Source organism: Litorivita pollutaquae (genome assembly GCF_003205515.1).
Classification (GTDB): domain Bacteria; phylum Pseudomonadota; class Alphaproteobacteria; order Rhodobacterales; family Rhodobacteraceae; genus Litorivita; species Litorivita pollutaquae.
In genome coordinates this window covers 163,256-188,826 of sequence record NZ_KZ826484.1, presented here as the reverse complement: position 1 = coordinate 188,826, position 25,571 = coordinate 163,256, and the positions used below count along the sequence as shown (strand labels likewise).

26 protein-coding genes and 1 tRNA gene are annotated in these 25,571 nt (G+C 58.9%); 12 read left to right on the top strand and 15 right to left on the bottom strand.

Going from position 1 to position 25,571, the window contains the following annotated elements; genetic code table 11:
- Nucleotides 1-21: 21 nt before the first annotated feature.
- The 5 genes from DI396_RS09520 (at nt 22) to lpxK (ending at nt 4,721) form a co-directional block, all read left to right on the top strand.
- Nucleotides 22-1,368 carry a TldD/PmbA family protein gene (locus tag DI396_RS09520; RefSeq protein ID WP_110795972.1) on the top strand — a complete coding sequence of 449 codons (1,347 nt, stop codon included), beginning with the start codon at nt 22-24 and terminating at the stop codon, nt 1,366-1,368.
- Nucleotides 1,355-2,143, top strand: a complete 789-nt coding sequence (locus DI396_RS09515) for an inositol monophosphatase family protein (protein WP_110795971.1) — start codon at nt 1,355-1,357, stop codon at nt 2,141-2,143. The genes DI396_RS09520 and DI396_RS09515 overlap by 14 nt, the downstream gene beginning before the upstream one ends.
- A gap of 117 nt (nt 2,144-2,260) precedes the next feature.
- Nucleotides 2,261-2,503 (top strand): DUF4170 domain-containing protein, encoded by a 243-nt coding sequence (locus tag DI396_RS09510; protein ID WP_110795970.1) that lies wholly within the window; start codon nt 2,261-2,263, stop codon nt 2,501-2,503.
- Between the two features lie 8 nt (nt 2,504-2,511).
- Complete coding sequence (locus tag DI396_RS09505; RefSeq protein ID WP_110795969.1) at nt 2,512-3,729, top strand: 3-deoxy-D-manno-octulosonic acid transferase; 1,218 nt, start codon at nt 2,512-2,514, stop codon at nt 3,727-3,729.
- Nucleotides 3,729-4,721, top strand: a complete 993-nt coding sequence (gene lpxK, locus DI396_RS09500) for a tetraacyldisaccharide 4'-kinase (protein ID WP_110796053.1) — start codon at nt 3,729-3,731, stop codon at nt 4,719-4,721. The genes DI396_RS09505 and lpxK overlap by 1 nt, the downstream gene beginning before the upstream one ends.
- Nucleotides 4,722-4,888: 167 nt before the next feature.
- On the opposite strand, the gene DI396_RS09495 is transcribed toward lpxK, so the two are convergent.
- From DI396_RS09495 to DI396_RS09485, 3 genes are read right to left on the bottom strand one after another with little or no spacing between them, the layout of a single operon-like run.
- A complete protein-coding gene (locus DI396_RS09495) occupies nt 4,889-6,004 on the bottom strand; it encodes a CaiB/BaiF CoA transferase family protein (RefSeq protein WP_110795968.1) in 1,116 nt (371 codons plus the stop codon).
- An 11-nt stretch (nt 6,005-6,015) separates the two neighbouring features.
- The gene (locus DI396_RS09490; RefSeq protein ID WP_110795967.1) at nt 6,016-6,696 is read right to left on the bottom strand and encodes a DsbA family protein; all 681 of its coding nucleotides are present in this window, start codon (nt 6,694-6,696) and stop codon (nt 6,016-6,018) included.
- Between the two features lie 13 nt (nt 6,697-6,709).
- A complete protein-coding gene (locus DI396_RS09485) occupies nt 6,710-7,222 on the bottom strand; it encodes a DUF721 domain-containing protein (protein WP_110795966.1) in 513 nt (170 codons plus the stop codon).
- 90 nt (nt 7,223-7,312) lie between these two features.
- Between DI396_RS09485 and DI396_RS09480 the strand changes: the two genes are divergently transcribed.
- Both DI396_RS09480 and DI396_RS09475 read left to right on the top strand, forming a co-directional pair.
- Nucleotides 7,313-8,383, top strand: coding sequence for an A/G-specific adenine glycosylase (locus DI396_RS09480; protein WP_110795965.1), 1,071 nt, complete (start codon nt 7,313-7,315; stop codon nt 8,381-8,383).
- Nucleotides 8,384-8,421: 38 nt separating this feature from the next.
- Nucleotides 8,422-9,552, top strand: a complete 1,131-nt coding sequence (locus DI396_RS09475; protein WP_110795964.1) for an alkane 1-monooxygenase — start codon at nt 8,422-8,424, stop codon at nt 9,550-9,552.
- Between the two features lie 121 nt (nt 9,553-9,673).
- Here the strand turns inward: DI396_RS09475 and DI396_RS09470 are convergent, their stop codons facing one another.
- From DI396_RS09470 to DI396_RS09460, 3 genes are all read right to left on the bottom strand, one after another.
- Nucleotides 9,674-10,777 (bottom strand): site-specific DNA-methyltransferase, encoded by a 1,104-nt coding sequence (locus tag DI396_RS09470; protein ID WP_204362825.1) that lies wholly within the window; start codon nt 10,775-10,777, stop codon nt 9,674-9,676.
- 90 nt (nt 10,778-10,867) lie between these two features.
- Entirely contained in the window at nt 10,868-11,524 is a 657-nt protein-coding gene (locus DI396_RS09465) for a ribonuclease HII (RefSeq protein ID WP_110795963.1), read from the bottom strand.
- Between the two features lie 188 nt (nt 11,525-11,712).
- On the bottom strand, nt 11,713-12,051 hold the full coding sequence (locus DI396_RS09460; RefSeq protein ID WP_110795962.1) for a hypothetical protein: 339 nt from the start codon (nt 12,049-12,051) through the stop codon (nt 11,713-11,715).
- A 179-nt stretch (nt 12,052-12,230) separates the two neighbouring features.
- Here DI396_RS09460 and DI396_RS09455 point away from each other — a divergent pair, with 179 nt between their 5' ends.
- Both DI396_RS09455 and DI396_RS09450 read left to right on the top strand, forming a co-directional pair.
- A complete protein-coding gene (locus DI396_RS09455; protein ID WP_235851816.1) occupies nt 12,231-12,560 on the top strand; it encodes a hypothetical protein in 330 nt (109 codons plus the stop codon).
- Nucleotides 12,532-13,236 carry a winged helix-turn-helix domain-containing protein gene (locus tag DI396_RS09450; protein WP_110795961.1) on the top strand — a complete coding sequence of 235 codons (705 nt, stop codon included), beginning with the start codon at nt 12,532-12,534 and terminating at the stop codon, nt 13,234-13,236. Before DI396_RS09455 ends, DI396_RS09450 begins: the two co-directional genes overlap by 29 nt.
- 481 nt (nt 13,237-13,717) lie before the next feature.
- Here the strand turns inward: DI396_RS09450 and DI396_RS09445 are convergent, their stop codons facing one another.
- Both DI396_RS09445 and DI396_RS09440 read right to left on the bottom strand, forming a co-directional pair.
- Nucleotides 13,718-14,212, bottom strand: a complete 495-nt coding sequence (locus DI396_RS09445; RefSeq protein WP_110795960.1) for a hypothetical protein — start codon at nt 14,210-14,212, stop codon at nt 13,718-13,720.
- A 261-nt stretch (nt 14,213-14,473) separates the two neighbouring features.
- Nucleotides 14,474-14,549: transfer RNA gene (locus DI396_RS09440), tRNA-Lys, on the bottom strand.
- Between the two features lie 107 nt (nt 14,550-14,656).
- Here DI396_RS09440 and dapF point away from each other — a divergent pair.
- From dapF to DI396_RS09425, 3 genes are all read left to right on the top strand, one after another.
- The gene (gene dapF, locus DI396_RS09435) at nt 14,657-15,490 is read left to right on the top strand and encodes a diaminopimelate epimerase (protein WP_235851805.1); all 834 of its coding nucleotides are present in this window, start codon (nt 14,657-14,659) and stop codon (nt 15,488-15,490) included.
- On the top strand, nt 15,490-16,758 hold the full coding sequence (gene mtaB, locus DI396_RS09430; protein WP_110796049.1) for a tRNA (N(6)-L-threonylcarbamoyladenosine(37)-C(2))-methylthiotransferase MtaB: 1,269 nt from the start codon (nt 15,490-15,492) through the stop codon (nt 16,756-16,758). Before dapF ends, mtaB begins: the two co-directional genes overlap by 1 nt.
- A gap of 63 nt (nt 16,759-16,821) precedes the next feature.
- On the top strand, nt 16,822-17,463 hold the full coding sequence (locus DI396_RS09425) for an FMN-binding negative transcriptional regulator (RefSeq protein WP_110795959.1): 642 nt from the start codon (nt 16,822-16,824) through the stop codon (nt 17,461-17,463).
- Here DI396_RS09425 and DI396_RS09420 read toward each other — a convergent pair.
- From DI396_RS09420 to DI396_RS09390, 7 genes are all read right to left on the bottom strand, one after another.
- Nucleotides 17,460-18,578 carry a THUMP domain-containing class I SAM-dependent RNA methyltransferase gene (locus DI396_RS09420; RefSeq protein ID WP_110795958.1) on the bottom strand — a complete coding sequence of 373 codons (1,119 nt, stop codon included), beginning with the start codon at nt 18,576-18,578 and terminating at the stop codon, nt 17,460-17,462. The two genes, DI396_RS09425 and DI396_RS09420, sit on opposite strands and share 4 nt — an antisense overlap.
- 98 nt (nt 18,579-18,676) lie before the next feature.
- Entirely contained in the window at nt 18,677-19,126 is a 450-nt protein-coding gene (gene cynS / locus DI396_RS09415) for a cyanase (RefSeq protein WP_110795957.1), read from the bottom strand.
- A 67-nt stretch (nt 19,127-19,193) separates the two neighbouring features.
- Nucleotides 19,194-20,963 (bottom strand): bifunctional protein-serine/threonine kinase/phosphatase, encoded by a 1,770-nt coding sequence (locus DI396_RS09410; RefSeq protein WP_110795956.1) that lies wholly within the window; start codon nt 20,961-20,963, stop codon nt 19,194-19,196.
- A gap of 72 nt (nt 20,964-21,035) precedes the next feature.
- Nucleotides 21,036-21,875 (bottom strand): formate/nitrite transporter family protein, encoded by an 840-nt coding sequence (locus DI396_RS09405; protein ID WP_110795955.1) that lies wholly within the window; start codon nt 21,873-21,875, stop codon nt 21,036-21,038.
- 40 nt (nt 21,876-21,915) lie between these two features.
- Nucleotides 21,916-22,248 carry a nitrite reductase small subunit NirD gene (gene nirD, locus DI396_RS09400; protein WP_110795954.1) on the bottom strand — a complete coding sequence of 111 codons (333 nt, stop codon included), beginning with the start codon at nt 22,246-22,248 and terminating at the stop codon, nt 21,916-21,918.
- A complete protein-coding gene (gene nirB / locus DI396_RS09395) occupies nt 22,245-24,701 on the bottom strand; it encodes a nitrite reductase large subunit NirB (RefSeq protein WP_110795953.1) in 2,457 nt (818 codons plus the stop codon). The genes nirD and nirB overlap by 4 nt, the downstream gene beginning before the upstream one ends.
- A gap of 438 nt (nt 24,702-25,139) precedes the next feature.
- Nucleotides 25,140-25,508: a hypothetical protein gene (locus tag DI396_RS09390; protein WP_110795952.1), complete on the bottom strand. Its 369-nt coding sequence runs from the start codon at nt 25,506-25,508 to the stop codon at nt 25,140-25,142.
- Between the last annotated feature and the right edge of the window lie 63 nt (nt 25,509-25,571).

Below are 25,571 nucleotides of genomic sequence, written 5' to 3'. Positions count from 1 at the left end.
AGACCCTACGCGGAGTACCCCATGACCCAGCCCCTCGATGATCTTGCGCATGCGCTTTTGGACGCCGCCCGCCGTGCCGGTGCCGATGAGGCCGACGCTATGGCCTATTCCGGCGACAGCATCAGCATCGACGTGCGCGCAGGCGCCTTGGAACATGCTGAACGCTCCGAAGGCACCGACATCGGATTGCGGGTATTCGTCGGCAAACGCCAAGCCTGCGTGTCGTCGTCGGACACCTCGGACGCGACCATGACCATCATGGCCGAACGCGCCGTGGCCATGGCCAAAGAAGCCCCCGAAGACCCGCATATCGGTTTGGCCAGCGACGACCAATTGGCGCGCAATTGGGACGCCGAGGCGTTGAAATTATTCGATCCCGCCGGCGAACCCTCCCCCGCCGATCTCGAAGCAGACGCCCGCGCCATTGAAGAGGCCGCATTGGCCGTCGAGGGCATCACCCAAATGGACAGCGCCGCCGCCGGATACGGTCGCACTGCGGTGCATATCGCCGCCAGCAACGGATTCTCCGGCGGTTACGCACGCTCGGAACGTCATCTTTACGGGGTGGCGATTGCCGGCACCGGTGCCGGCATGGAGCGCGACAGCGATGGCGACAGCCGGATTTTCGGCAAGGACCTGCGCTCTGCCGAAGAGATCGGCAAAACGGCGGCTGCCCGCGCCTTGGAGCGCATTGGCGCACGCCGCCCACCCACCGGTAGCTTTCCGGTGCTTTATGATGAACGGATTTCTTCATCTCTGATCGGTCACCTGCTTTCAGCCGCCAACGGCAGCGCCATCGCACGCGGCGGATCGTGGTTGCGCGACGATCTGGGCGCGCAGGTTTTGCCCGAAGGCCTATCGGTGATCGAAGACCCGCACCGCGCCGGCATCCGCGCATCGCGCCCGTTTGACGCCGAAGGTCTGCCCACCGCCAAACGCGCCGTGGTCAAAGACGGCGTGCTGATGGGATGGACGCTGGATCTGGCCACCGCGCGCAAATTGGACATGGCCCCGACCGGAAACGCCATGCGCGGCCCAAGCGCCCCGCCGCATCCGGGCACCTATAATATTGCCCTCACACAGGGCAAAGCCAGCCGTGCGGATTTGATCCGCGACATGGGCACCGGCCTTTTGGTCACCTCGATGATCGGCGCAACGATCAACCCCAATACCGGCGATTATTCGCGCGGCGCGGCGGGGTTTTGGGTCGAAAATGGCGAAATTGCCTATCCCGTCAACGAATGCACCATCGCGGGCAACCTGCGCGATATGCTGCGCAAACTGATCCCCGCCAATGACGCGCGCGGATATCTGTCGACCGTGGTGCCGTCGCTCTTGGTCGAAGGGATGACCCTTGCCGGAGACTGACCTGCAACTTCTCGAAGAGGCCGCGCGGGCGGCCGGTAAAATCGCCATGCGCTATACCGGCGGGGCGGCGCAGTCATGGGACAAACCTGATGGCGCAGGGCCGGTGACCGAAGCCGATCTGGCGGTCAATGCAATGCTGAAATCCGATCTGCGCGCCGCACGCGCCGACTACGGGTGGCTGTCAGAAGAATGCGAAGACGACGAAGAGCGCATGCACGCTGAACGGGTATTTATCGTTGATCCCATCGACGGCACCCGCAGCTTTATGAAAGGCGACGACACATGGGCGCATGCCCTTGCCATCGCCGAACGCGGAGAGGTGATCGCCGCCGCCGTCTATTTGCCGGTGCTCGACCGGATGTATTTGGCCGCCAAGGGCCAAGGCGCGACACTCAATGGCGAGCGCCTGACCGCCTCGGCGCGCCGCGACCTCCCGGGGGCACGGGTTTTGGCCGCCAAGCCCAGCTATGACGGCAGCAATTGGCGCGACGGTGTGCCGGATTTAAGCCGCCATTACCGGCCCTCGCTGGCCTTTCGCATGAGCCTTGTGGCGCAGGGGCGGTTCGACGCGATGCTGACCCTGCGCGGCAGTTGGGAATGGGACATCGCAGCCGGCGACTTGATTGGCCGCGAGGCAGGCGCGCGGACCTCGGACCGCACCGGCACGCCATTGTTGTTCAACAATGCCCGCCCGCTTTTGAACGGTGTGGTGTCGGCCGGTCCGAATATCCACAGCGCGTTGGTTGACGCATTGGCCCCCCAGTTGCCCGAATAAACGCCGTAACCTCACCGGCTTCATGTCATCGGCCTTACTGTCGCGCCGATCGTCACCTTGACGCTGGCGCGCGGTGAGATACCCTGCGCCCCGCACGCACCCAAAAGGATTTTCCCTATGACACAGCGGCTCCACCTCGTTTTCGGCGGTGAATTGGTTGACCCTTCGGGCACCACATTCAAGGACGTCAAAGACATCCATATCGTCGGCATGTTCCCCGATTACGCCTCGGCCTATGACGCTTGGAAATCAAACGCGCAGCGCACCGTGGACAATGCCCATATGCGGTATTTTCTGGCGCATATTCATCGGTTGCACGACGAGGAAATCGAAACGTCGTCCACCGAACCTGTCGGCTAAATTCCTCTATGGCGCGTTCGCTCAGCCTCAAGGCCTATATGGCGCTTGCCGCGCGCGCGCCGCAGCGGCCCGAACCGATCACTGTGCCGCGGCCCAGCGGCGAATTGATCTGGGGCCATGCGACAAGCCTTGAAAAAGCTGCCGCCCTTATGCAATTGCTCCACCGGCTACAGCTGCAACGGCCCGATCTGGCGCTGTTGTTGACCACATCGGATGGTATCCCGGCGCCGGATCATTTGCGTGACGGGATGATATGGCAACAGGTGCCCCCGGAATACGTGGACCACGTGGAGCATTTCTTGTCCCATTGGCAGCCCGACCTGTGCCTCTGGACCGGCGGATATCTACGCCCGGCTTTGGTCACCCAAACCGCCGAAGAAGACATTCCCATGATCCTTCTGGATGCCGAAGAAAGCGGGTTTGAAGAGGCCCGCTGGCGCTGGCTGCCTGACATGAGTCGCGGGCTGTTGGAGCTGTTCAGCGCCTATTTCGCCACCAATGCCAATGCTGCGCAGCGCTTACGCAAGTTGGGCGTGGCGGCCGAAGAGATCGAAGTGTCCGGCCCACTCCAACAGGGCGGCACTGCCCTGCCGTGTAACGAAACCGAACGCGAGGACATGGCACAGGATCTCACCGGGCGTCCGGTTTGGCTCGCCGCGATGGTCCAAGTGGAAGAGCTGGAGGTGGTGACCAATGCGCACCGGCGCGCCTCGCGCTATGCGCCGCGTTTCTTGATGATCCTCGTCCCCGATGACGAAAGCGACGGGCCGGAGATGCTGCGCCGGCTGCGCGCCGACGGCTGGCGCGTCTCGGTGTGGTCCGAGGGCGAGGGGCCGACCGAAACCACGCAAATCCTTCTGGCCGACACGCGCGGTGAAATGGGGCTTTGGTATCGCCTCGCGCCCATTACCTTTATGGCGAGTTCCTTGGTGGGCGGGGCTGGCGGGCGCGACCCATACGAGCCCGCCGCGCTTGGCTCTGCGGTGCTTTATGGTCCGAATATCGGTCGCTATCTGGGCGCTTATTCACGCTTTGCCGCCCAAGGGGCCGCGCGGATCGTGAGAGATGCCGAAACTCTCGCCGCGGCTCTTGGCCGGTTAATGGCACCGGATCAAACCGCCTCCATGGCGGCTGCCGCGTGGGGGGTGGCCACCGAAGGCGCGGAAGTGACTGATCAGGTGCTCGATCTGGTGCAAGACACGCTCGATTTGATGGAGGCCGGATGATGCGCGCACCGCTGTTTTGGTATCGCCCGCCCGACCAACCGGCATGGCAAACCCGCCTGCTGGCGCCGCTCGGGTGGATCTATGGCGCGCTGACACGGCGCAGGGTCGCGGCGGATGCGGGCGCCCGGGCTAAGGTTCCGGTGATCTGCGTCGGCAATATCAATGCGGGCGGCACCGGCAAGACCCCGACCGCGATTTTTCTCATCGCCCATCTGCAAGCGCGCGGGCTGGCGCCGCATGTGGTGTCGCGCGGGTATGGCGGATCGCTCACCGGTCCCGCCCGCGTCGATCCCATCACCCATAAGGCCGATCAAACCGGTGACGAGCCGCTATTGCTCGCCGCCTTCGCGCCCACATGGGTCGCAAAGGACCGTGCAGCGGGCGCGCGCGCCGCTGCCGAAGCGGGGGCGGATGTAATCCTTCTCGACGACGGTTTCCAAAATCCGCAACTGCACAAAGACCTGTCGATCGTCGTCGTGGATGCGACCAAAGGCTTTGGCAATGGCCGATGCCTGCCGGCCGGACCCCTCCGCGAGAGGGTGAGCGACGGATTACCGCGCGCCGATCTGCTGCTGTCACTGGGGGAATCCGCCCCGCAAGAAACCTTTGCCGCAACATGGCGCGGCGCGATCCCCATACCGCATGTCACCGGCGCGGTGCGGCCTTTGGAAATGGGATTGGATTGGCAAGATACCGAGGTCTTGGCCTTTGCCGGTATCGCCCATCCAGAGAAGTTTTTCGCGACTCTGCGCGGCCTTGGCGCGACCCTGCTGCGCAGCGAAGCTTTGGACGATCACCAACCGCTGACGCCAGCATTGATGGCGCGCCTCGAGGCCGAGGCAAAGGCGCTTGGCGCACAGATGGTCACCACCGAAAAAGACGCGGTGCGCCTGCCCGCCAGCTTCCGGCAAAAGGTGCTCACCCTGCCCGTGCGGCTCGACATTCCCGACACATCGGCGCTCGATGCGGCATTGGACAGGATCCTGCCCTAAACCCTAGGCGCGAGCACTACACCCCAACGATACGCCCGCCCCGTGAGACGGCGGCCCCACCTGTTCGGGCCGCGCTTTCCACTTTCCATAAATATCCCCGCCGGAGGCTCCGAGCCGCGCGATAGGCGCGGCCCGTTCTTCCAGCTCTTTTCGGCGCGCCGCGTTCTTTAACCGTTGCCTTCGCCCAATTTCGGACTTGGCCGGTTCAGCACCAGATCCGCACCGGAAAAGCGGAACGGCGAGCGCACGCCGGGAATGCCGTCGAGCTCAATTTGCATCCCGCGGGCTTTGACATGTGGATCGGCAAACACGTCGTCCATCTGGTTGATCGGTCCGGCCGGAACACCTTCGGCCTCACATGCGGCCAACAATGCGTCGCGGGTGAATCCAAGGCAGGCCTCGGACAACCGGCGGATCATCTCCTCGCGATTCGCAACACGGTCCTGATTGATCAGATACTCCGGTGCCTCGGCCATTTCAGGCAGCCCCAAAATACGACAAAGCCGTTGATATTGCGAATCATTTCCGGTGGCAATGATGATGTATCCATCGCTGACTTCGAATGTCTGATAGGGTGTCAAATTGGGGTGGTAATTCCCCGTCCGCCCCGGAGGGGTGCCGGTGGTCAGGTAATTCATCGCCTGATTGGCCGTCACCGAAACCGCCGTATCGAGCAGCGACATATCGATGTGTTGCCCCTGTCCGCTGTTGCCGCGTTGGTGCAGGGCTGCGAGGATTGCCGTGCTCGAATAGACACCGGTAAACAAGTCGGTGACCGCGATACCCGCCCGTTGCGGCGCGCCATCCGGCTCTCCGGTGATCGACATCAAACCCGACATGCCCTGAATGATATAATCATATCCGGCGCGGTGGGCGTAGGGGCCGGTTTGGCCAAAGCCGGTGATCGAGCAATAGATCAGCGCAGGATTCACCGCGCTCAGGCTGGCGTAATCAAGACCGTATTTGGCCAATCCGCCGACCTTGAAGTTCTCGATCAGGATATCGGCGTCCTGGATCAATTCACGCACCTGCGCTTGACCTTCGGGGGTCGAGATATCAATCGTCACGCCGGTTTTACCGCGATTGCAGCCGTGAAAATAGGCGGCGCTTTTGTCGCCATCGCGTTCCACAAAGGGCGGCCCCCAATAGCGGGTATCGTCGCCGTGAGGGGATTCGATCTTGATGACCTCCGCGCCCAGATCGGCAAGGGTTTGCCCCGCCCATGGACCCGCCAGAATGCGGGCCAATTCGATGACTTTGACGCCAGCCAATGGCGCAGGCATTGCGTTAGGCATCAATCGCTCAACTTGCTGTCGATCAAAGTCTTGAGTTCACCGTAGCTCATATTGGCCTGTTTCTCGCCATCAATGATCAAGGTCGGCGTGCCGGTGATATCGTCAGCCGTGCCGTTCTTTTGATACCATGCGACCAAGGCCTGCGCCTTGTCTCCATCCTCAAGACATTGGGTCACGGTGTCTTCGTCCAACCCTGCAATCGCCCCGATCTTGCGCAGAGCATTGGCGATCGACACCGGATCACCACCGCCGAGCCATTGTTTTTGTTGCGCATACAAAAGATCGGCAACGCCAAAGAAGCGCATGCCATCACCACAGCGCGCCAGCATCGAAGCCCAAAGGCCGAAGCGGTCGAAATAGACATCACGATAAATGAAGTAGACTTTGCCCGTATCGACATATTCGGCTTTGAACGGCTTGAGCACGTCTTCGTGGAAGCTGGCGCAATGCGGACAGGTGAAGCTGGCGTATTCAATCACGGTGATTGGCGCATTCGGATCGCCCAGGGTCATTTCCTTGATGCCGGAGGTGTCAATCTCGGCGGTGTCATCGGCTGCATTGGCCGCGCCAAGCGGGTTCGGTGGCGTGCCCGCACCGCGGCCCGCGAAGCCGATCCAGCCTCCCAAACCTGCCACAATTGCCGCACTTGCGGCCCCGACCATCATCGTTCTACGGTTCATCAACAAACCCTTTCTAGCGTTTCGTCTTGGATAAGATATTCCGGCCCAGTGCTTCAAGCGCGAAGCGCAATTTGTCGTCACCCACCGGCGCGGCGAGGCTCTGCGCCTCGGCGACAACCTCGGGTTTCGGCTCCGGTTTGGGTTTGGGTTTCGGGCGATAGGTGAATTCGGCTTGGCCTTCGGCAAATCCCGTCGGCGCGGTTTGGGTGATCCGCAGGCGCGAGATCGCATTGTAGCCATAAACACCGTTGACCTTGGCACGGATCTGCTCTTTTTGCATTTCCAGCATCGGCGCATGGGGGCCGGTGGTCAAAAGGCTGAGCGTTGCGCCAAATCCACTGCGGCCATATTTGACATCCACGGGCCGCGCGATGGCGGCGATGTCGTCCCCGACGATTTCGGGCCAATGGGTCAAAAGCCGCGTCACCGCGAATCCGCGCGTCTCGCCCGCCTTGCGGATCCGGTCCTGCAAGAGGCTAGAGGTCTGTGCGAAGCCTCGTGTGGTCGGTTTGCGCCGGTCGGCCATGACTTGAATCCTATGTGTGAACGCTATTCTAGTGGCAGCGGCGCCGCAAAACAGCCCCGAAACGCGGCAGAGGCATAAAGATTACGTGAGATGATAGAAAGCAGCGTCAATCATGAGAAGCTCAGCGATGGGTTACTGGCTTGGTATGATGTGCATGCGCGCGATTTGCCTTGGCGCGTGCCGCCCGCACAATCGCGCGACGGGGTGCGCCCCGATCCCTACTTGATCTGGATGTCCGAAGTGATGCTGCAACAAACCACCGTCGCGGCCGTCAAAGATTATTTCGCCCGTTTCACCGCACGGTGGCCGCGCGTGGAAGATTTGGCCGCTGCCGAAGACGGTGATGTGATGGGGGAATGGGCGGGGCTTGGATATTACGCGCGTGCGCGCAATTTGCTCAAATGCGCCCGCGTGGTGACGGCCGAGCACGCGGGGCGCTTTCCATCCGATCATGCCGCGCTTTTGAAACTGCCGGGCATCGGCCCCTATACCGCTTCTGCCCTCTCTGCGATTGCCTTTGATCGGCATGAAACGGTGTTGGACGGCAATGTCGAACGCGTGATGGCACGGCTTTATGATATTCACACCCCCCTGCCCGCTGCGAAACCCGAATTGATGGCACGCGCTGCGGCACTGACCCCGCCGGAGCGCTGCGGCGATTACGCCCAGGCGGTGATGGATTTGGGCGCGACAATTTGCACGCCAAAATCTCCGGCCTGCGGCATATGCCCATGGCGTGGCCCCTGCGCGGCGCGGGCGCGGGGCACGGCGGCGCAACTGCCAAAGAAAACCCCGAAAAAACCCAAACCCCTGAGGCTTGGTGTGGTCTATATTGGACGGCGCAGTGACGGCGCCTATTTGATGGAACGTCGCCCCGATACGGGGCTTTTGGGTGGGATGCTCGGATGGCCTGGGGCCGTTTGGGGCGATGAATTTATCGAAGCTCCGCCCATCAAGGCCGATTGGCGCGCCTTATCTGAAGAAGCCCGCCATACGTTTACGCATTTTCATCTACGCCTTGCGGTGAGGGTCGCGGATCTGCCGATGGCGCAGGCGCCCGACGAGATGCAATTCATCGCCCCGCATGCGTTTCGCGCCTCTGATCTGCCGACGGTGATGCGTAAGGCATTTGATCTTGCACTTGGGGCCCGCAAAGAGTGACACTGCCCTGACTCTATCGTGATGTATGGACAGACCCGATGATCCCGGCCGCCACTCTTCGTCGTTTTCGCAATGCTGCGCCGTTCTGGCTGTCGCTCGGTCTGGTGCCTCTGGCGTGGGTTGGCGCGATCTTTGGCGGATGGACGGTGCTGTTGTTGCCGCTGTCGGGTTGGTGGTTGTTCACACTTTTGGATGCGCTGACCGGGCTGAACCTTGAAAACGCAGATCCGCAAACCAAAACCGAAGATCTGTTTTGGTATCGCGCGATCACGATGATCTGGTTTCCGGTGCAGTTCGTGACCGTGTTCGGTTTGATCTATTATGTCGCGCATAGCGATCATTTGAACGCGCTAGAAATGATCGTTCTGTTCTTTGGGGTCGGCGTGATCTCCGGCTCGATCGGCATCGTCTATAGCCACGAATTGCTGCATCAGAAAAACAGGCTGGAGCGGCGACTTGGGGATTTGTTGCTGGCCATGGTGCTTTATTCACATTTCCGGTCCGAGCATTTGCTGGTGCATCACATCCATGTCGCCACGCCCCGTGATACGGTGACCGCACGCTATAATGAAGGGTTCCACCGGTTCTTTTGGCGGGTCTTGCGTGCCTGTCCGAAATCGGCGTGGGCCGCAGAGGTTGCGATGCTCGCCCGTCTGGGTCGTGGCCCGACGAACCGGCGCAATCCTTTCTGGCTCTATGCCGGCCTGCAACTGGCCATGCTTGCCATCGCAGTTGTTCTGGGCGGTTGGATCGGGCTTTTGTTGTTCCTTTGGCAGGCGTTTTCGGCAGTCTGGCAACTGGAGCTAACGAACTATGTCGAGCACTATGGTTTAACGCGCGAATATCTCGGCGGTGGTAAATTCGAACACGTGAAACCGCATCATTCATGGAACGCGGCGCATCGGGCGTCCAATTGGCTTTTGATCAATTTGCAACGTCATTCGGATCACCATTACAAACCCGACCGACGGTTTCCCTTGCTGCAAAATTACGCGGCGGACGCCGCACCGCAATTGCCCTTCGGCTATCCGCTGATGGCATCGATTGCGATGGTCCCGCCGCTGTGGCGTCGCCAGATGAACCCGCGCGTGCGGGCGTGGCGCAAACAGCATTACCCCGAGATTGCAGATTGGCAGCCTTATAAAACCGGCGATCACGGCACGACATAGCTACAGGCAAAAAAGCCCCGCCAATAAAGGCGAGGCAAGTAGGTGCCGCGACCCAAGCCGCAAGCACCGGCGGTGTTCCCAAGAACAACTCCGATAAAACTGGGGGATGCGCGCGGCGGGGTTAACCCATTTCCGCGCGGATTTGTTGGCGCAAAATGTCGATGGGCACGGTTTTACCATCGCGTTTAAAGCACCAGTAGGTCCAGCCATTGCAACTGGGCGCGCCTTCGAGTTTGGCACCGACCTGATGGATGGATCCTTTGACATCATCACCAACCAACGTGCCGTCCGCCCGCACTTTGGCTTTGTGACGGCCATTCATCGACATGAGCTCCTCACCGGGGCGCAACATGCCGCGTTCGACCAATTGGCCAAAGGGCACGCGCGGCTCGGCGCGTTTCGAGGTCGAGACCTGCAAGGCCTCGCGGTCGAATTTGCGGGTGTTTGCGATACGTTTCTGCGCCACTTTGCGGTAGGCTTCTTCGCGCTCGATCCCGATAAATTCACGGCCGAGCATCTTGGCAACCGCACCGGTGGTGCCGGTGCCAAAGAACGGGTCAAGCACGACATCGCCGGGGTTGGTCGATCCGACCAGAACGCGGTGCAGCAGGCTTTCGGGTTTTTGCGTTGGATGGGCTTTTTCGCCGTTTTCATCCTTGATCCGCTCACCGCCGTTACAAATTGGCAAAACCCAATCCGAACGCATTTGAATACCTTCGTTGAGCGATTTCAGCGCCTCGTAATTGAAGGTGTATTTGCCGCCTTCTTGCTTAGAGGCCCAGATCATCGTTTCATGCGCATTGGTGAACCGTTTGCCACGGAAATTCGGCATCGGGTTGGATTTGCGCCAGACCACATCGTTCAGAATCCAATATCCGGCGTCCTGCAACGCCGCACCAACACGGAAAATGTTGTGATATGAGCCGATCACCCAAATCGCGCCATTCGGTTTCAAAATCCGCCGCGCGGCTTTGAGCCAATCGCGGGTGAATTTATCATAAGCGGCAAAGGAGGAGAATTGATCCCAATGGTCATCCACCGCATCAACCCGCGAATTGTCGGGCCGGTGCAAATCGCCTTTGAGTTGGAGATTATAGGGAGGATCGGCGAAAATAAGATCGACAGAATTCTCCGGGAGAGAGTTCATCGCCTCGATGCAATCGCCATCAAGAATCGTGTTGAGAGGGAGCGCAGGCGCGCTCTTTGCTTGGGTCATTGTCTTCATATCTGCCTCTGGTACCGGCGCAATTGTTTGCGCTCTTTGGTTGAGGTCAGGATGAGTCAAAGACGATTCGCGGTCAAATTCTTTTTTGAATCAGTCACTTAGTTTTTTTGATTGATACAAGATGTTGTGGACCGGTTTGAACGAACGTCTATGGTGTGGGGTTACCCCTAATTTCTGGAGCGCCAACCTGTGACTTTTTGATGGGTATCCGGCGTTGGTGTCCCACCCATAACCGGGGAACTGTTGCGCTAAATCCCACATGATGCGGTCGCGCCTTATTTTGGCCATGATTGAGGCCGCCGAAATCGACACAGAACGGGCATCGCCCTTGATGATCGCCTCGGTGGAATATCCCTCCGCCGTGAGACCGCGCGGGATCATATTTCCGTCAATCAGCAAATGATCGGGGCGGCGCAGCAATCCGGCCACGGCCCGCTCCATCGCCAAATGCGAGGCCCGCAGGATATTCATGTCGTCGATCTCTTCGACGGATGCGTGGGCGATTGAAACCTCGGCCCCCGCCATAATCTGCGCATATAATGCCTCGCGACGTTTGGCCGATAGTTTCTTGGAATCGTTGAGACCCTCGGGGATATCAGCAGGGTCGAGGACCACCGCGGCGGCCGTGACAGGACCGGCCAAAGGACCGCGCCCGACCTCGTCCACACCGGCAACGATCAAATGGCCGTTCTCTTGTGCAAGGGTTTCAAACGAATAATCGGGGGCGGTTTTGGGCTGCGTGTTCATCCCCCTGTCAAAGCGCAGCATGCCCACATTGGCAAGGGCGCATATCGCAAGGGGAGAGGCAGCCCGTCAAAGCCGCCTCTCCCGCCCGCCGGCACGTTATATGTGCTCTGCTCGGCGGCGGGCCATCCCGATCACCGGATATATACCCCGGCAACTGTCACGGCACCCAACCACAGGGACAGGCCACCTTAGCGAATATGTCTACGCGGCTGGGTTTTGCGGGCGTGATGATCGTGATCGCGCCATGCGCCATGACCATGCTGCCGGTCACGTTCACGGGCACGCGCCCGGGCGCGCTCTTGTTCGCGCTGCCGGCGCAGGATCTCGGCCCGCGAAGGGCCCGGGTGACGGGTCACGGTGGCTTTGTCACGGCGGCCATTTTCAATCGCCTTGCCAAGAATAAACAAGGCGGTAAGCCCGGCGACAACCCGCGCCGCATCACGCTCATTGGCGCGGGCAGGAACGGCAGACAGGGCCGAAATGGCAATGGAAGCGGCAAGAATGCCAGAGATGAATTTGCGGGACATAGGGTGTCCTTTCCATGTTGGTGCGTCATGCACTGGGGTCGATGATGACCAACGATGGGCGCGGCGGGTAAAGACAGGCAATAACGCCGGGTTGTTATCGGATATCAACGTCGTCCATCCGGCCAATTTTCCCTTGGTTATTGAATATCACTGCGGCGGCGCGCAAAGTGCCCCGCATGATGACACATAGATATTTTCCCCACCGCAAAGCGGCATCGCGCCTTGCCCTTCTGGCCGGTGCTGCTTGGCTTGGCTTAAGTCTGACCGCCGCGCCCGCGCGGGCCGCAGAATGTTATGCCGACTATAAGGCCAAGCAAGAATCGCCCTTGAAGTTACATTACGGCGTCATGGCGCTGCGCGGCGCGTGCTCCAAAGAATCTGCCACGCAAGAAGTTGCCGCACGGTTGGGCCAAAACGGTTGGACCTTGCTCACCATCCTGTCGGTGTTTGATGCCACAGACCTCGAGAAAAGGAAGGCCAATGCCGGACCGTACTACCTCCGCTTCTGACGTGCGGCGTTCGGGAAGCCGCATCATCTATGGTGGCATCACGGCGATTGTTCTGGCGTTGACCGCCGCCGCCGCCGTGCTCTTTGCCGCCCTGCCCAGCGCCAATGCCTTCAACGCTCGAGTCGAGCAGTTGTTTGTCGAGAACGCCGATTTAACCGCACAGGCCGAGATCAAGTTGCTTGAGATTCTCGCCCAATCGGGCACGGCGTTTTCCGACACATTGGCGGGCTATCGCACGGTGATCTTCGTGCTGATGCTATTTGCCGCCGCATTATTGGTCGCGGCATTGGTATTTTTGGTGATGTTGGTGACGATGAATCGCCGCATGGCACAAATTGAACGCGCCGGCATTCAGGTGTCGTCTTTGTTGATCAGCCGCGAGGAAAACACTGTCTACCTCAACAATATGGGGTTCAAGCTGACCGCCGCCGCGATGGAAACCTTAAGCGTTCTGGCAGAGGCGCGCATGGATGACGACGTCATGACCGGCGCGGAAATCGAAGGTGTGATCTCCGGACGCGCCGCGACAGATTGCGAAGAAGCCGCAGGCGCAACGCGGATCAAACGGCTGCGTGACACATTGGGCAATCAAATGGTCAGTGAGCTTTTAGTCAAAAACATCGCCCGACGCGGGTATATGTTATCGGTCGGCAAAGACGTTATCCGCGTCATCTAACCCCCCTACCCGCAAACATCGGCTGGCCGCTGGCCATGGCAAGCGCCGCGCTTAGACGGCGGCGTAGGGAAATGTAACCGGTGAAAAACAAGTCGTGGTCGAAGGTTCCCCCTCACGCCTCAAACGGGAATTTGCGAACCGCCGGGCGCAGGACAAAATGCCTTTAACACATGCATGCATGAAGATCGCCATGCCTGCCGTCGTGATCAAATTTTTCATCGAAATCCCATTGCCGATGCCGTGTTCACACGACCGGCGAACGGCGTGAAGCTCCATTGAAATAACCTGCGTCACCCGAGGCGGGAGCACAAAGAGGCCAAGGATTTCAAAGGAAACTCACATCCACCATGCGTAAAGGTTGACCGTGTGTCCAACGGCCAGAACGCGTCAAGAGGGTGATGGGAAGAGGCTATTTTCTGTTCTGCCATCTATCCCGCAAGGCTCGCAGGCGTGTGGAAGAGCCACCTCCGCATGATAGTCCCTATCTCGTGGATTTAAGCCGATAGAAAGATAGGTACACCAAAAGCAAATACGCCAAGAGTTCCATTAGCTCTTCGAGGATTTGATTCTTTGGAAAACCCAACTGACCTTTTTCGAACATCTGCGCAATTATAATACTCAAAATCGCAAAAACCAAAAACACATGTCCCGATAGTGCCTGCCTCCAGTGCAGTTTTTTCCTACGGGCGGCCACAACCAAAAGTATCAAAGACAGCGACAGCATTAATACTAAAACCACTGATAGAAAATACTTCGTGTAAAGCAAACCCGTTCCATGAAGACTAAGAACCGCACCGAAGCTTAACTCGCGTCCTGCGCCAACGAACGGAATCAAACTGAAGAAGAGCGACACCGCCGCCCAATCTAAGTTGTTTTTTCCGAACTGAACTTTTGCCCCCCAGACAAAGAGAGAAAAAGATACGATACACGCGATAACCTGGAAGTTTTCAATTACCCCATTTTCAGCAACTATCATGCTCACATCCCATTCTTCACATCACACACCAGTTATCATTCAGGGTCCAACACTGCGACGCCAAAAAGATTATGATCTTCTATTTTTTGGGGGCCTATATCTTTCACTAGCCACGCGAATGCGTGCGGTTAGCATTCCGAATATCTCGCAAACCGCGTCTAGACGCGCAGCATTGGCTGATATTCCAAATTTATTTTTGCGCTCTCTGGCAATAAGGTAACCACTAGAACGATCAATCGTCATTCGTCACATTGTTATGAGTGGTGAGCCCGTCCGGGTTCGAACCGGAGACCTACTGATTAAAAGTCAGTTGCTCTACCAACTGAGCTACAGGCCCACTGGAGGCGCTTCTAGAAACACCGGCGGGCAGGGTCAACCCCGAAAAACCAAGATTTGTCATCGCTTGGCTGGATTCATCAATCCGGCGGGTCTATATGCGGTCTCATGAGCGCTCAAAACCATATCGATATGCCCTTTATGAAGATGCACGGGCTGGGAAACGACTTTGTTGTCATTGATTCCCGCACGCACGTCTATGACGTTACGGAAGCATTGGTGCGGGCCGTCGGGCATCGTCACACGGGAATCGGATTCGACCAATTGGCCGTGATCGAAACCGCCCCGACCGCCGATGCGCATCTGGTGTTCTATAATTCCGATGGATCGCGCTCGGGCGCTTGCGGCAATGCCACCCGTTGCATCGCGCGGTATCTTATGGACGAGAGTGACAAAAGCACTCTGCACCTGACCACCGAGCGCGGCGATCTCTATGCCGTCGATGCCGGAAATGGCCTCACCTCGGTGAATATGGGGGCGCCTCAATTGGCATGGGACGAGATTCCCTTGGCCGAGGACATGGATACGCTGGAATTGCCCATCGAAGGCGCGCCGACCGCCACGGGCATGGGCAACCCCCATTGCACGTTTTTCGTTGAAGATGCCGGACGGATACCGCTCGAAGAGTTCGGACCGCGCTACGAGCATCATCCGCTCTACCCTGAACGCACGAACGTGCAAGTTGCCTCGATCATTGGACCTGACCACCTGCGTATGCGGGTGTGGGAAAGGGGCGTGGGCATCACCATGGCCTCTGGCTCGTCGTCATGCGCCACGGCCGTTGCCGCCGCGCGGCGCGGGCTGACAGGGCGGCGCGTTTTGATTGAACTTGACGGCGGCAGCCTTGAAATTGACTGGCGTGAGGATGGGGTTTGGATGACCGGCGCAACGATGCATGTCGCAAACGGCACGTTCACCGCACAGTTTCTTGCCTCACTATGATGCATAGCCCGCCCAAATTTACCACGCTCGGATGTCGGCTTAACGCCTATGAAACCGAAGCCATGAAAGATCTCGCCGCACAGGCGGGCATGGAGGGCGCGGTTGTGGTCAACACCTGCGCCGTCACCGCCGAAGCCGTGCGCAAGGCCCGCCAGGAAATCCGCAAGCTGCGCCGCGGCAACCCCGAGGCGCAAATCATCGTCACCGGATGCGCCGCGCAAACCGAACCGGAAACCTTCGCCGCCATGACCGAAGTGGACCGCGTGATCGGCAATACCGAAAAGATGCAGGCAAACACATGGTCCCGCCTTGCCGCCCAATCCGGTCCCGATTTCATCGGTGAAACCGAACGTGTCGCGGTCGATGACATCATGTCCGTCACCGAAACAGCCGGCCATTTGATCGACGGGTTCGGCACCCGCAGCCGCGCCTATGTGCAGGTGCAAAACGGCTGTGATCACCGCTGCACCTTCTGCATCATTCCTTACGGCCGTGGCAATTCGCGCTCTGTCCCTGCGGGGGTTGTGGTCGATCAAATCAAACGTTTGGTGGACAAGGGGTTCAACGAGGTCGTGCTCACCGGTGTTGATTTGACCTCTTGGGGGGGCGACCTGCCCGCCGCGCCGAAGCTCGGCGATCTGGTGATGCGCATTCTCAAATTGGTGCCCGATCTGCCGCGCTTGCGGATCTCGTCGATCGACAGCATCGAGGTCGATGAAAACCTGATGCAGGCGATTGCCACCGAACCGCGTCTCATGCCGCATCTGCATTTGAGCCTGCAACACGGCGACGACATGATCCTCAAACGGATGAAGCGCCGCCATTTGCGCGATGATGCCATCCGCTTTGCGAAAGAAGCGATCCGCCTGCGCCCTGACATGACCTTTGGGGCCGACATTATCGCGGGCTTTCCAACCGAAACCGAAGCCATGTTCGAAAATTCCCTGCGGCTGGTCGAGGATTGCGAATTGACGTGGCTGCATGTCTTCCCCTATTCGCCGCGCCAAGGCACCCCCGCCGCGCGTATGCCCGCCGTGGATGGCCGCGCGATTAAAGAGCGTGCAGCGCGCCTACGGGCGGCCGGGGATGCGCGCGTGGCGCGTCACCTCGCAGACCAGATCGGCAAGAGCCACCAGATTCTCATGGAAAACCCACATATGGGACGCACCGAACAATTCACCGAGGTGCATTTCGATGTGCCCCAACCCGAGGGGCAGATCGTCACCGCAACGATCACCGGAACCCGCGCCGGCCAACTGACCGCATAAACTGCTGGCACCCTCCGCATGCGCAGGCGCGCAAGGGCCGGCCGCAACCAACGGAGCGACCCTATGTATCCCAATCCCATTTTCCGCGGAGCCACCAGGACGCAGAACATCGACTTTGCCCGCAGCACGGGATTTGGCATGCTTTGTGTGAACGGCCCCGCTGGCGCGCCTCCGGTTCTGGCGCATATACCTTTTATTCTGGCCGAAGATGGCACGTCGGCTGAAATGCATCTCATCCGCTCGAACGCCATTGCCCGCGCGTTGAAATCCGGCCCCTTGCCCGCATCTATCGCCGTGCTTGGTCCGCATAGCTATGTCTCGCCCGATTGGTATGAGCTCGACGACCAAGTGCCCACATGGAACTATGTCGCCGTGCATGTGACCGGCACATTGGAATTGGTGGAACAGGAAGAAATTTCCGGAATACTGGATCGGATCTCCGCGAAGAATGAGGCTCTACTCCTGCCTAAAACGCCCTGGACGATGGATAAGATGCCTGAAGAGATCACCGCGAAAATGCTGCGCCAAGTCGTGCCGGTGCGCATGGCGGTCACGGCGATTGATGGCACTTGGAAGCTGGGTCAAAACAAGCCGGAATCGGCACGTATTGCCGCGTCAAAGCAAATGGACGGCTTTGGATTTGGAAGTGAGCCGCGCCTCGTCTCCGCGATGATGCGTTGCCCGCCTGTGCGGGGCGCGCCTTAGGGCAACGGATTGGTGCGATACAGCCGCACCTTTAGCCCGCCATGAGCAATCGGTGCGCCAACAGGCAAGAAGGGCAGGGCCGTGGCGCGGGCCAATCCGGCCTCATTGGTGACAATACCGACCCGCCATCCCGAAAACCGTTCCATCAAGACCTTGCCCAAGGCGCCGTAAACCCCGAAGAGCAGCTTTTTGTTGCCAATCCGCGCCCCGTAGGGCGGGTTGACGATCACAAGGCCCTTTGGCCCTTCGGGCGGGGCGATATCGCTAACCGGTTTGACCTCGAATGACGTGATCCCGCCCACCCCTGCCGCTTCGGCATTGGCCGTGCTCATCCGCACCGCACCGGCGTCACGATCCGAACCGTAAAACCGTAGATCCGTCTCTAACACGCCTGAACTGCTCCGCATCTGGGACCAGATCTGCGGATCAAATGTCGCCAGTTGTTCGAACGCAAAATGCCGCGTTCGCCCCGGATCGAGGCCAAGCGCCTTCTCGGCGGCCTCCAACACAAATGTGCCGGATCCGCACATCGGATCATAGACCGGCTCGGACCCGTCATACCCACATTCCGATAACATCAAGGCCGCCAAAGTTTCGCGCATCGGGGCTTTGTTCACCGCCGGTTTATGACCGCGTTTGTGCAGGCTTTCACCGGAGGTATCGACACTAAACTGCACTTTATTGTCGTCAATCCGCACTTTGACGCACACCGGCGCATCGGCGGCAAGCGTCGCAGCGAAGCTTTCGACAAGCGCCTTTTCGATCCGCTGCACCGCCGCACCTGCATGATAGATTTTTGACTTTTTTGAGGTCGTCACCTCGACCCGCACCGGCACATCGGGGCGCAACACCGCACCCCAATCAAACTTACGGCTGCGTTTGTCGAGTTGCGCCAAATGAAAGGCCATGAAACTGCCGAACCGCGCTAAAACCCGCCCTGCCCCCCGCAATTCCAGATTGGCGCGCCAGACATCCGGCCAATGGCCCTCAATCGTCACGCCACCGCCCGTGGCCACCGGATTGGCAAAGCCCTTGGCGCGCACTTCAGCCAATAATGCAGTCTCCAAACCAGGAGCGCAGGCGAGGAAAATTTCAAAGGGATCAGATGTGTTCATCCCCCTTCGATACAATCAAAGCCCGCCCGCCGCGACCAGAAACTGAAATGGTCGCAGCGAACGGACAAACCGTGCGAAGAGGATAAGCACGGATGCGGTTACCAGCTGTTGTAGCCAAGGTATTTGCCGGACATTTCAATTTTGACGCGGTCACCTTTGGGATGTTCCACGCGCGTCAGCTGCATGTCAAAATCAATGGCGGACATGATGCCATCGCCAAATTTCTCATGGATCAAGGCTTTGATCGTCGGGCCGTAAACACCCACGATTTCATAGAGCCGGTAAATACACGGATCGGTCGGCACGGTTTGCTCCCAAACCTTTGTCGGGCTGTCTTCAAGAAGCCCCTGCGCCTCTTGTGGCAAACCAAGCGCCGCGACCAATGCAGCGGCCTTATCGGCCGGCATCGCGTTCATCCCCATAGCCGCCGAATGGGTCCAAACCGGCGACATGCCGATGGTTTCGGCGATCCCCTCCCATGTCAATCCGGCCTGTTTCTTGGCGGAAATGATCAAGGCAGTCACATCCTCGCGGGTCAATACATCCATGTTTTTTCCTTTCTATTGGCAAATTCGGCCTCTTTTCGGGCCTTGTTGGTCTCTCTTTTCGTCAGGGTCATTTCAAAAGTTGCAATCCCAGAGCCAATGACAAAATCGCCAAAAGCCCCGATAGAGTTTTCCAAAATCGCACCGGATCGCGTTCCGCCAACGGCACATGACGTTCGGCGCGGGCGGCATCGCCGGGGCGGCGCAGATCGGCGATAAACTCCGACAAAACCGGATAGCGCCGCATCGGATCGGGATGCACCGCACGGCGCAATGCGGCATCTATCCAATAGGGCACGGGCCGCTCCCCGCCGCGCGCCGACGCGTATTTGAGCCGCATTTGATCGCGCCGCGCGCGCACTTTGGACACATCGCGCCCATAGGGCAGACGCCCTGTCAGCATCTCGTATCCGATCACCCCGAGCGAAAACAAATCCGCGCGCCAATTCACGGGCTCGCCGGCAAAATATTCCGGCGCGGTATATTGCATTGTTCCCAAAATCGCCGTGTCTGGATCAAGCATCGCCTCTTGCACGCCAGAGACATAAGTTGACCCGAAATCAATGATCCGCACCGTGCCGGCAGTGTCGATCATGATATTCTCGGGGCGCAAATCCTGATGCAACATCTCGCGACGATGAAAGGCCCGCAGACCGCGCACCACCTGCTCCAGGATATCGCGCACCCGCTCTAAATCCGGTTCAGGATGATCCGTCATCCATTGGCGAAGGGTCTGACCTTCGACATATTCCGTCACCACATAAAGCGCGCTGCGCGTCTCTGGCGCCGGGGCGGCGCGCAAGACATGCGGGCTGTCTATTCGCCGGGCGATCCATTCCTCCATGACGAAACGGCGCAGATATTGCGGATCCTCGCGCAAATCCATCGACGGAATTTTCAACGCCACCTGATCGCCGCCGGGGGCGACAGCAAGGTAGATATGGCTGCGCGCGTTGCTGTGGATCGGGCGCAAAATACGAAACCCGTCGATCACATCGCCATCCATGGGCAAAGGCGGAATTGGCAATTGATCCGCCCCCTCCAAAACCCCCGCATCGCGTTCGGGCAATCCGTCAACGCGGATGATCTGTACCGTCAGATTGTCATCGCTTCCGGCGCTCAAAGCCGCCTCGCCAATCCGGCGCGCGACAAGATCAAGATCCCCCTGCGCGGCCAGAAATGCCGCGATATCTTTGTCTGTGAGATGTTCATGCACCCCATCGGTGGTCATCACAAACACATCGCCCAAGGCCAACGGCAAGTCGCGGTAGTCGATTTCGACCCGTGCTTCAGCGCCCATCGCGCGCCCGAGGTAACTTTGCCCGGGCGAGATCACCACGCGATGGGGTTCGGTCAAAGGTTCCAACGATCTTCCGGCTAAACGTGCAATCCGGCTGTCACCAATGTGGAACAGATGCGCGGTATGGTTTTTCAAAATAAGAGCCGACAGCGTGCAAACCCGCCCGTGGTCGATCTCTTCAAGATGGGCGCGGCGGTTTTGCGCATGTAGCCACGCATTGCTGGCACTGATCACCTGCGTGGCGGCGGTTTTCACAGACCAAGCGTCGGAGGTGCAATAATAATCCCCCATCACCCCCTGTACCGCGACTTCGGCGGCTTCGCGGCTGACACGGCTGGAACTGATCCCATCCGCAATGGCAAAGGCCGCCCCCTTGAGGGTCAGCGCCGTGCCGTGGGGAATGGTCGCCCCTAAGACATCTTGGTTTTCGGCTTTAACGCCCGCGCTCGAAAATTGTCCAATGCTCAACTGCAAGCCGGATGGTTTGTCCCCCTGCAAGGCGGTCGCGGTCGGCGAGATCGTCACGGCATCCTCGGGCATTGGGCGTCCTGATCAAACGAAATTCAAACAAACAAGGCCCGACCAAACCCATGGCCGGGCCTTCTTCATGATTTACTCGGCTGCGACGGTCGAGGCGTCCTTGATCGGCTTACGCTTAGGGGATTCCTTGAAATGGGTGGCGTAGATCATGCCGCCAACAAAGGTCAGGCCGCCCACGAGATTGCCCAAAACAACAGGGATTTCATTATAGGCGAAATAGTCGACCCATGTGAATTCACCGCCCAGCATGATGCCCGAGGGGAAGAGGAACATATTGACGATCGAATGTTCAAACCCGAGGTAGAAGAAGACAATGATCGGCATCCACATGGCCATGATCTTGCCCGACACCGACGATGACATCATCGCCGCGACAACGCCGGTTGACACCATCCAGTTGCACATCACAGCCCGCACAAAAACCGTCAACATCCCCGCGCCGCCCGCTTCGGCATAACCCAAGGTGCGCGCTTCGCCGATCTGTCCGATCCTTTGCCCCACGGCGTTTGGTTCTTGGCTAAAGCCCATGGTGAAAATGATCGCCATCATCACCGCCGTGGTCAAGGCACCGGCAAAGTTACCAACGAATACCAACCCCCAATTGCGGAAGACACCGGGCCAAGTGCACCCCGGACGTTTGGCGATCACCGCCAAGGGTGCAAGCGTGAACACACCGGTCAGCAGGTCAAACCCCAAAAGATAAAGCGTGCAGAACCCGACAGGGAACAACAGGGACGCCACAAGAAAGTTGCCGGTGTTCACCGCGATGGTCACCGCAAATGCAGCCGCCAATGCAAGGATCGCACCGGCCATATAGGCGCGGATCAGCGTATCCTTGGTGGCCATGAAAATCTTGGATTCTCCGGCATCGACCATTTTCGATGCGAACTCGGCAGGTTGGATATAGGACATGTGTATTGCCTTTCTTCACTGTGCCCTTTCGGGCGCTCTGCTAAAGAGAGAGATAGATGCGGCCGTCTTCGACTTTGACGGGAAAGCTGGCGGTCTGCCCTTCATCGGCACCTTGGGCTGAGCCGGTTTCCAGCGAGATCACCCAATTGTGCAGGGGGCATGTAACGCATCCGTCATGCACGATCCCCTGACTGAGCGGCCCGTTCTTATGCGGGCATTTGTCTTCGAGCGCGAACACGCGGTCGTCCGATGTGCGAAACACGGCGACAGTCATATCGCCGCGTTTAACGCAGCGTGCACCTTGGCGCGGAATGTCGGTCACGGCCCCGACAAGAGTCCATTGCACGGCGTCTGCGGATACTTGGATGTTCATTCTGCTGCCTCCAGCGTCAGATCGGCCAGGGGGGCAAATTCATGCGCTTCGGCGCCGGCCACCCGTTCGGCCCATGGGTCGATTTGTGCGAATTTTTGCGAGAAAATGAAGCGGTCAAAATAGGCTGCGCGCTGTTCCAGATCGTCGTAAATCACTGATTTAATGTGATCATATCCGATCCGGTCGGCCCATTTGTAGATCCGTTCAAGGTAATACCCGGTCTCGCGGTAATATTGCGTAAGCGCGCCAACGGTTTCCAAAACATCCTGTTCTGTGGGCACTTTGCCGAGCATGGTCGTGCCTTGGATGTGCAGCCCCGCCGCGCCGCCATACAGGATCTCATACCCGCTATCGACGCAGATGATACCAATGTCCTTGCAGGTGCTTTCCGAGCAATTGCGCGGGCAACCGGACACCGCCAGTTTGAGTTTTGCAGGCGACCAAGCGCCCCACAACAGTTGTTCAAGCTTGATGCCCAAACCGGTGCTGTCTTGCGTCCCGAACCGGCACCAATCCGACCCGACGCAGGTTTTCACCGTGCGCAGACCCTTGGCGTAAGCCGCGCCGGAAATCATCCCGGCTTTGTTCAGGTCATCCCAAACCGGGATCAAGTCTTCTTTCTTCACGCCGAGCAAATCGATCCGTTGACCGCCGGTGACTTTGACCGTGGGAATTTCGAATTTATCGGCCACATCGGCAATGGCGCGCAATTCATCCGGCGTGGTGATGCCGCCGAACATCCGCGGCACAACGCTATAGGTGCCGTCTTTTTGGATGTTCGCATGCACGCGCTCGTTGATGAACCGCGACTGCATGTCATCGACATATTCACCGGGCCAATCGCTAACCAGATAGTAGTTTAGCGCAGGGCGGCATTTGGCGCAGCCTTCCGGCGTTGTCCATTCCAATTCCTGGATTACTTCGGGGATGGATTTCAATTCTTTGGCTTTGATCAACCGGCGCACATCGCCGTGGCTATGGGTGGTGCATCCGCACATGCCCGCCGGAGCCCCCGCCGCAAAATCATCGCCGAGCGTCAGGGTCATCAGGTCTTCGACCAATCCCGTGCACGTCCCGCAAGAGGCCGACGCCTTGGTATGAGCGCGCACGCCATCCAACGAAGCCAAACCCTTTTCCGTGATCGCATTGACGATGTCGCCTTTGCAAATCCCGTTACAACCGCAGATTTCCGCATCATCGGCCAGATTGGCGACAATCGCCAAGGGGTCCGCCCCGCCGCCGCCTTGATAGGCTTGGCCAAAGATCAGCGTGTCGCGGAATTCCGAGACATCCTCGCCGGATTTCAGCATCTCGTTATACCACATGCCATCGGCCACATCGCCGTATAGCACCGCGCCGATCACCTTGTTATCCTTGAGAATCACACGCTTGTATGTGCCGCGCATCGCATCGCGCAAAACCACGTCTTCGGTGCCTTCAGCGTCGCCAAATTCGCCGACGGAATAAAGATTGATTCCCGTGACCTTCAATTTGGTCGGGGTCTCGGCATGTTTGAATGCAGCCTCGGAGGGGCCGGTCAAATGCTCGGCCGCGACCTTTGCCATGGTGTAGAGCGGCGCAACAAGCCCATAAACCCGGCCATCAACCTCGGTGCATTCACCGACGGAAAACACGTCAGGGTCGGAGGTGCGCAGCGTCGCATCGGTCACGATCCCGCGCCCGATCTCAAGCCCCGCCTCTTTGGCCAAATCGGCGCTTGGGCGGATGCCCACGGCCATGACCACCAAAGAGGCATCAATCATCGTGCCGTCTTCCAATTCGACCGCTTCGACGCAGGTTTCGCCGTGGATCGCTTTGGTGTTGGCACCGCAACGCACATCAATGCCGCGGCTTTCCAATTCACGTTGCAAAAGATAGCCCGCCGCCGCATCCAATTGACGCTCCATCAGGGTTGGCATCAGGTGCAACACCGTCACGTCCATGCCCTGCGCCTTGAGGCCCGCTGCGGCCTCCAAACCCAACAAACCACCGCCGATGACCACCGCGCGTCCGCCCTTGGCGCAGGCGCCCAGCATCCCGTCCACATCATCGAGATCGCGGTAGGCCAGAACGCCGGGCAACTGGTGCCCCGGCACCGGAATGATAAAGGGCGAAGACCCCGTTGCGATCACAAGTTTGTCGTAAGACGCGGCAAGCCCGCCCTCGGAGGTCACCATCTTGGCCGCGCGGTCGATCTTGGCGACCTTCTCGCCGCGATGCAGGGTGACGCCGCGCTCCGCATACCAGGCATCGTCATGAATCACGATGTCTTCAAAGGTCTTCTCGCCCGACAGAACCGGCGAAAGCATGATCCGGTCATAATTCACGCGCGGCTCGGCGTTAAAAATCGTCACATCGTACACATCGGGCGCGCGATCAAACAATTCTTCGAGCATCCGGCCAGGGGCCATGCCGTTACCGACGATCACAAGGCGTTGTTTTTCTTGGGTCATTTCAATCTCCGGGGTCGGGGGTGCAAACCGGACCTCTCCGGCGCAGCAGCGAAATCAAATGGAAGACGTGGGGTGCAATTGGGCACAACTTACGGTCTCCCGAACCGCGAATGCGGTCAGCGAAATCGCAGCGCCGTTGCTGCAAGGCCCATCAGGGGCATGTATTCGGAAATATACCGCGCCATTGCGGTATCGAGGGGCATTGGCGTCTGCCAACCGGCCCCGTTAAAATCAGCATTAGGCAGCTTCCACCATGCCGCAACACCTTTGTTGCACTGCAGCATCGGCAAAACGCGGCCAAGCCAAGTTTGATTAAATTATAGGCGGATGTGGTGTGGCCCTCACCAAATTCTAAGCACAATATAACGGGCGAGGCTGTCCTTGCGTCATCTGTGCCGGCGCTTCGTCCTTGATTCTATTGCGATCGTAGCTGCGATCTCAATGCAACGCGCCACCTTCGGCACGCGGGGTATCCTCAAAAAACGGCGTCATCTGTGCCACGATCACCGAATTTTCCGCCAAAGCACGGCCCATCAAGGCGCGCTCTTCGTCGGAGATATCGTGACCTTCCGCGAGCCGCTCATCCAACGTGCCATATCCGGTCACATCCAGCGGCGCGGTATCGGCTTGCTTAAGGATCGCAACGGTTTCGCGCACAGCTTCGGCCTCGTCGATGCCAGAGGCATAGACCATCAACGCCGCGCCAGTCGCCCCTTCGGGCAGCCCGTCGCCGTCCTTGCGGCCAATCTCGACCAGCAAAGTATAGACCTGTTGGCGATTGCGCTTTTTGGGTTTTTCGTCGACCATATTAGGATCCTCCGCTGGCCGCTTGGTGCGCGAGCGCAGGCACGAAGTCAAGCAAAGGAGCGC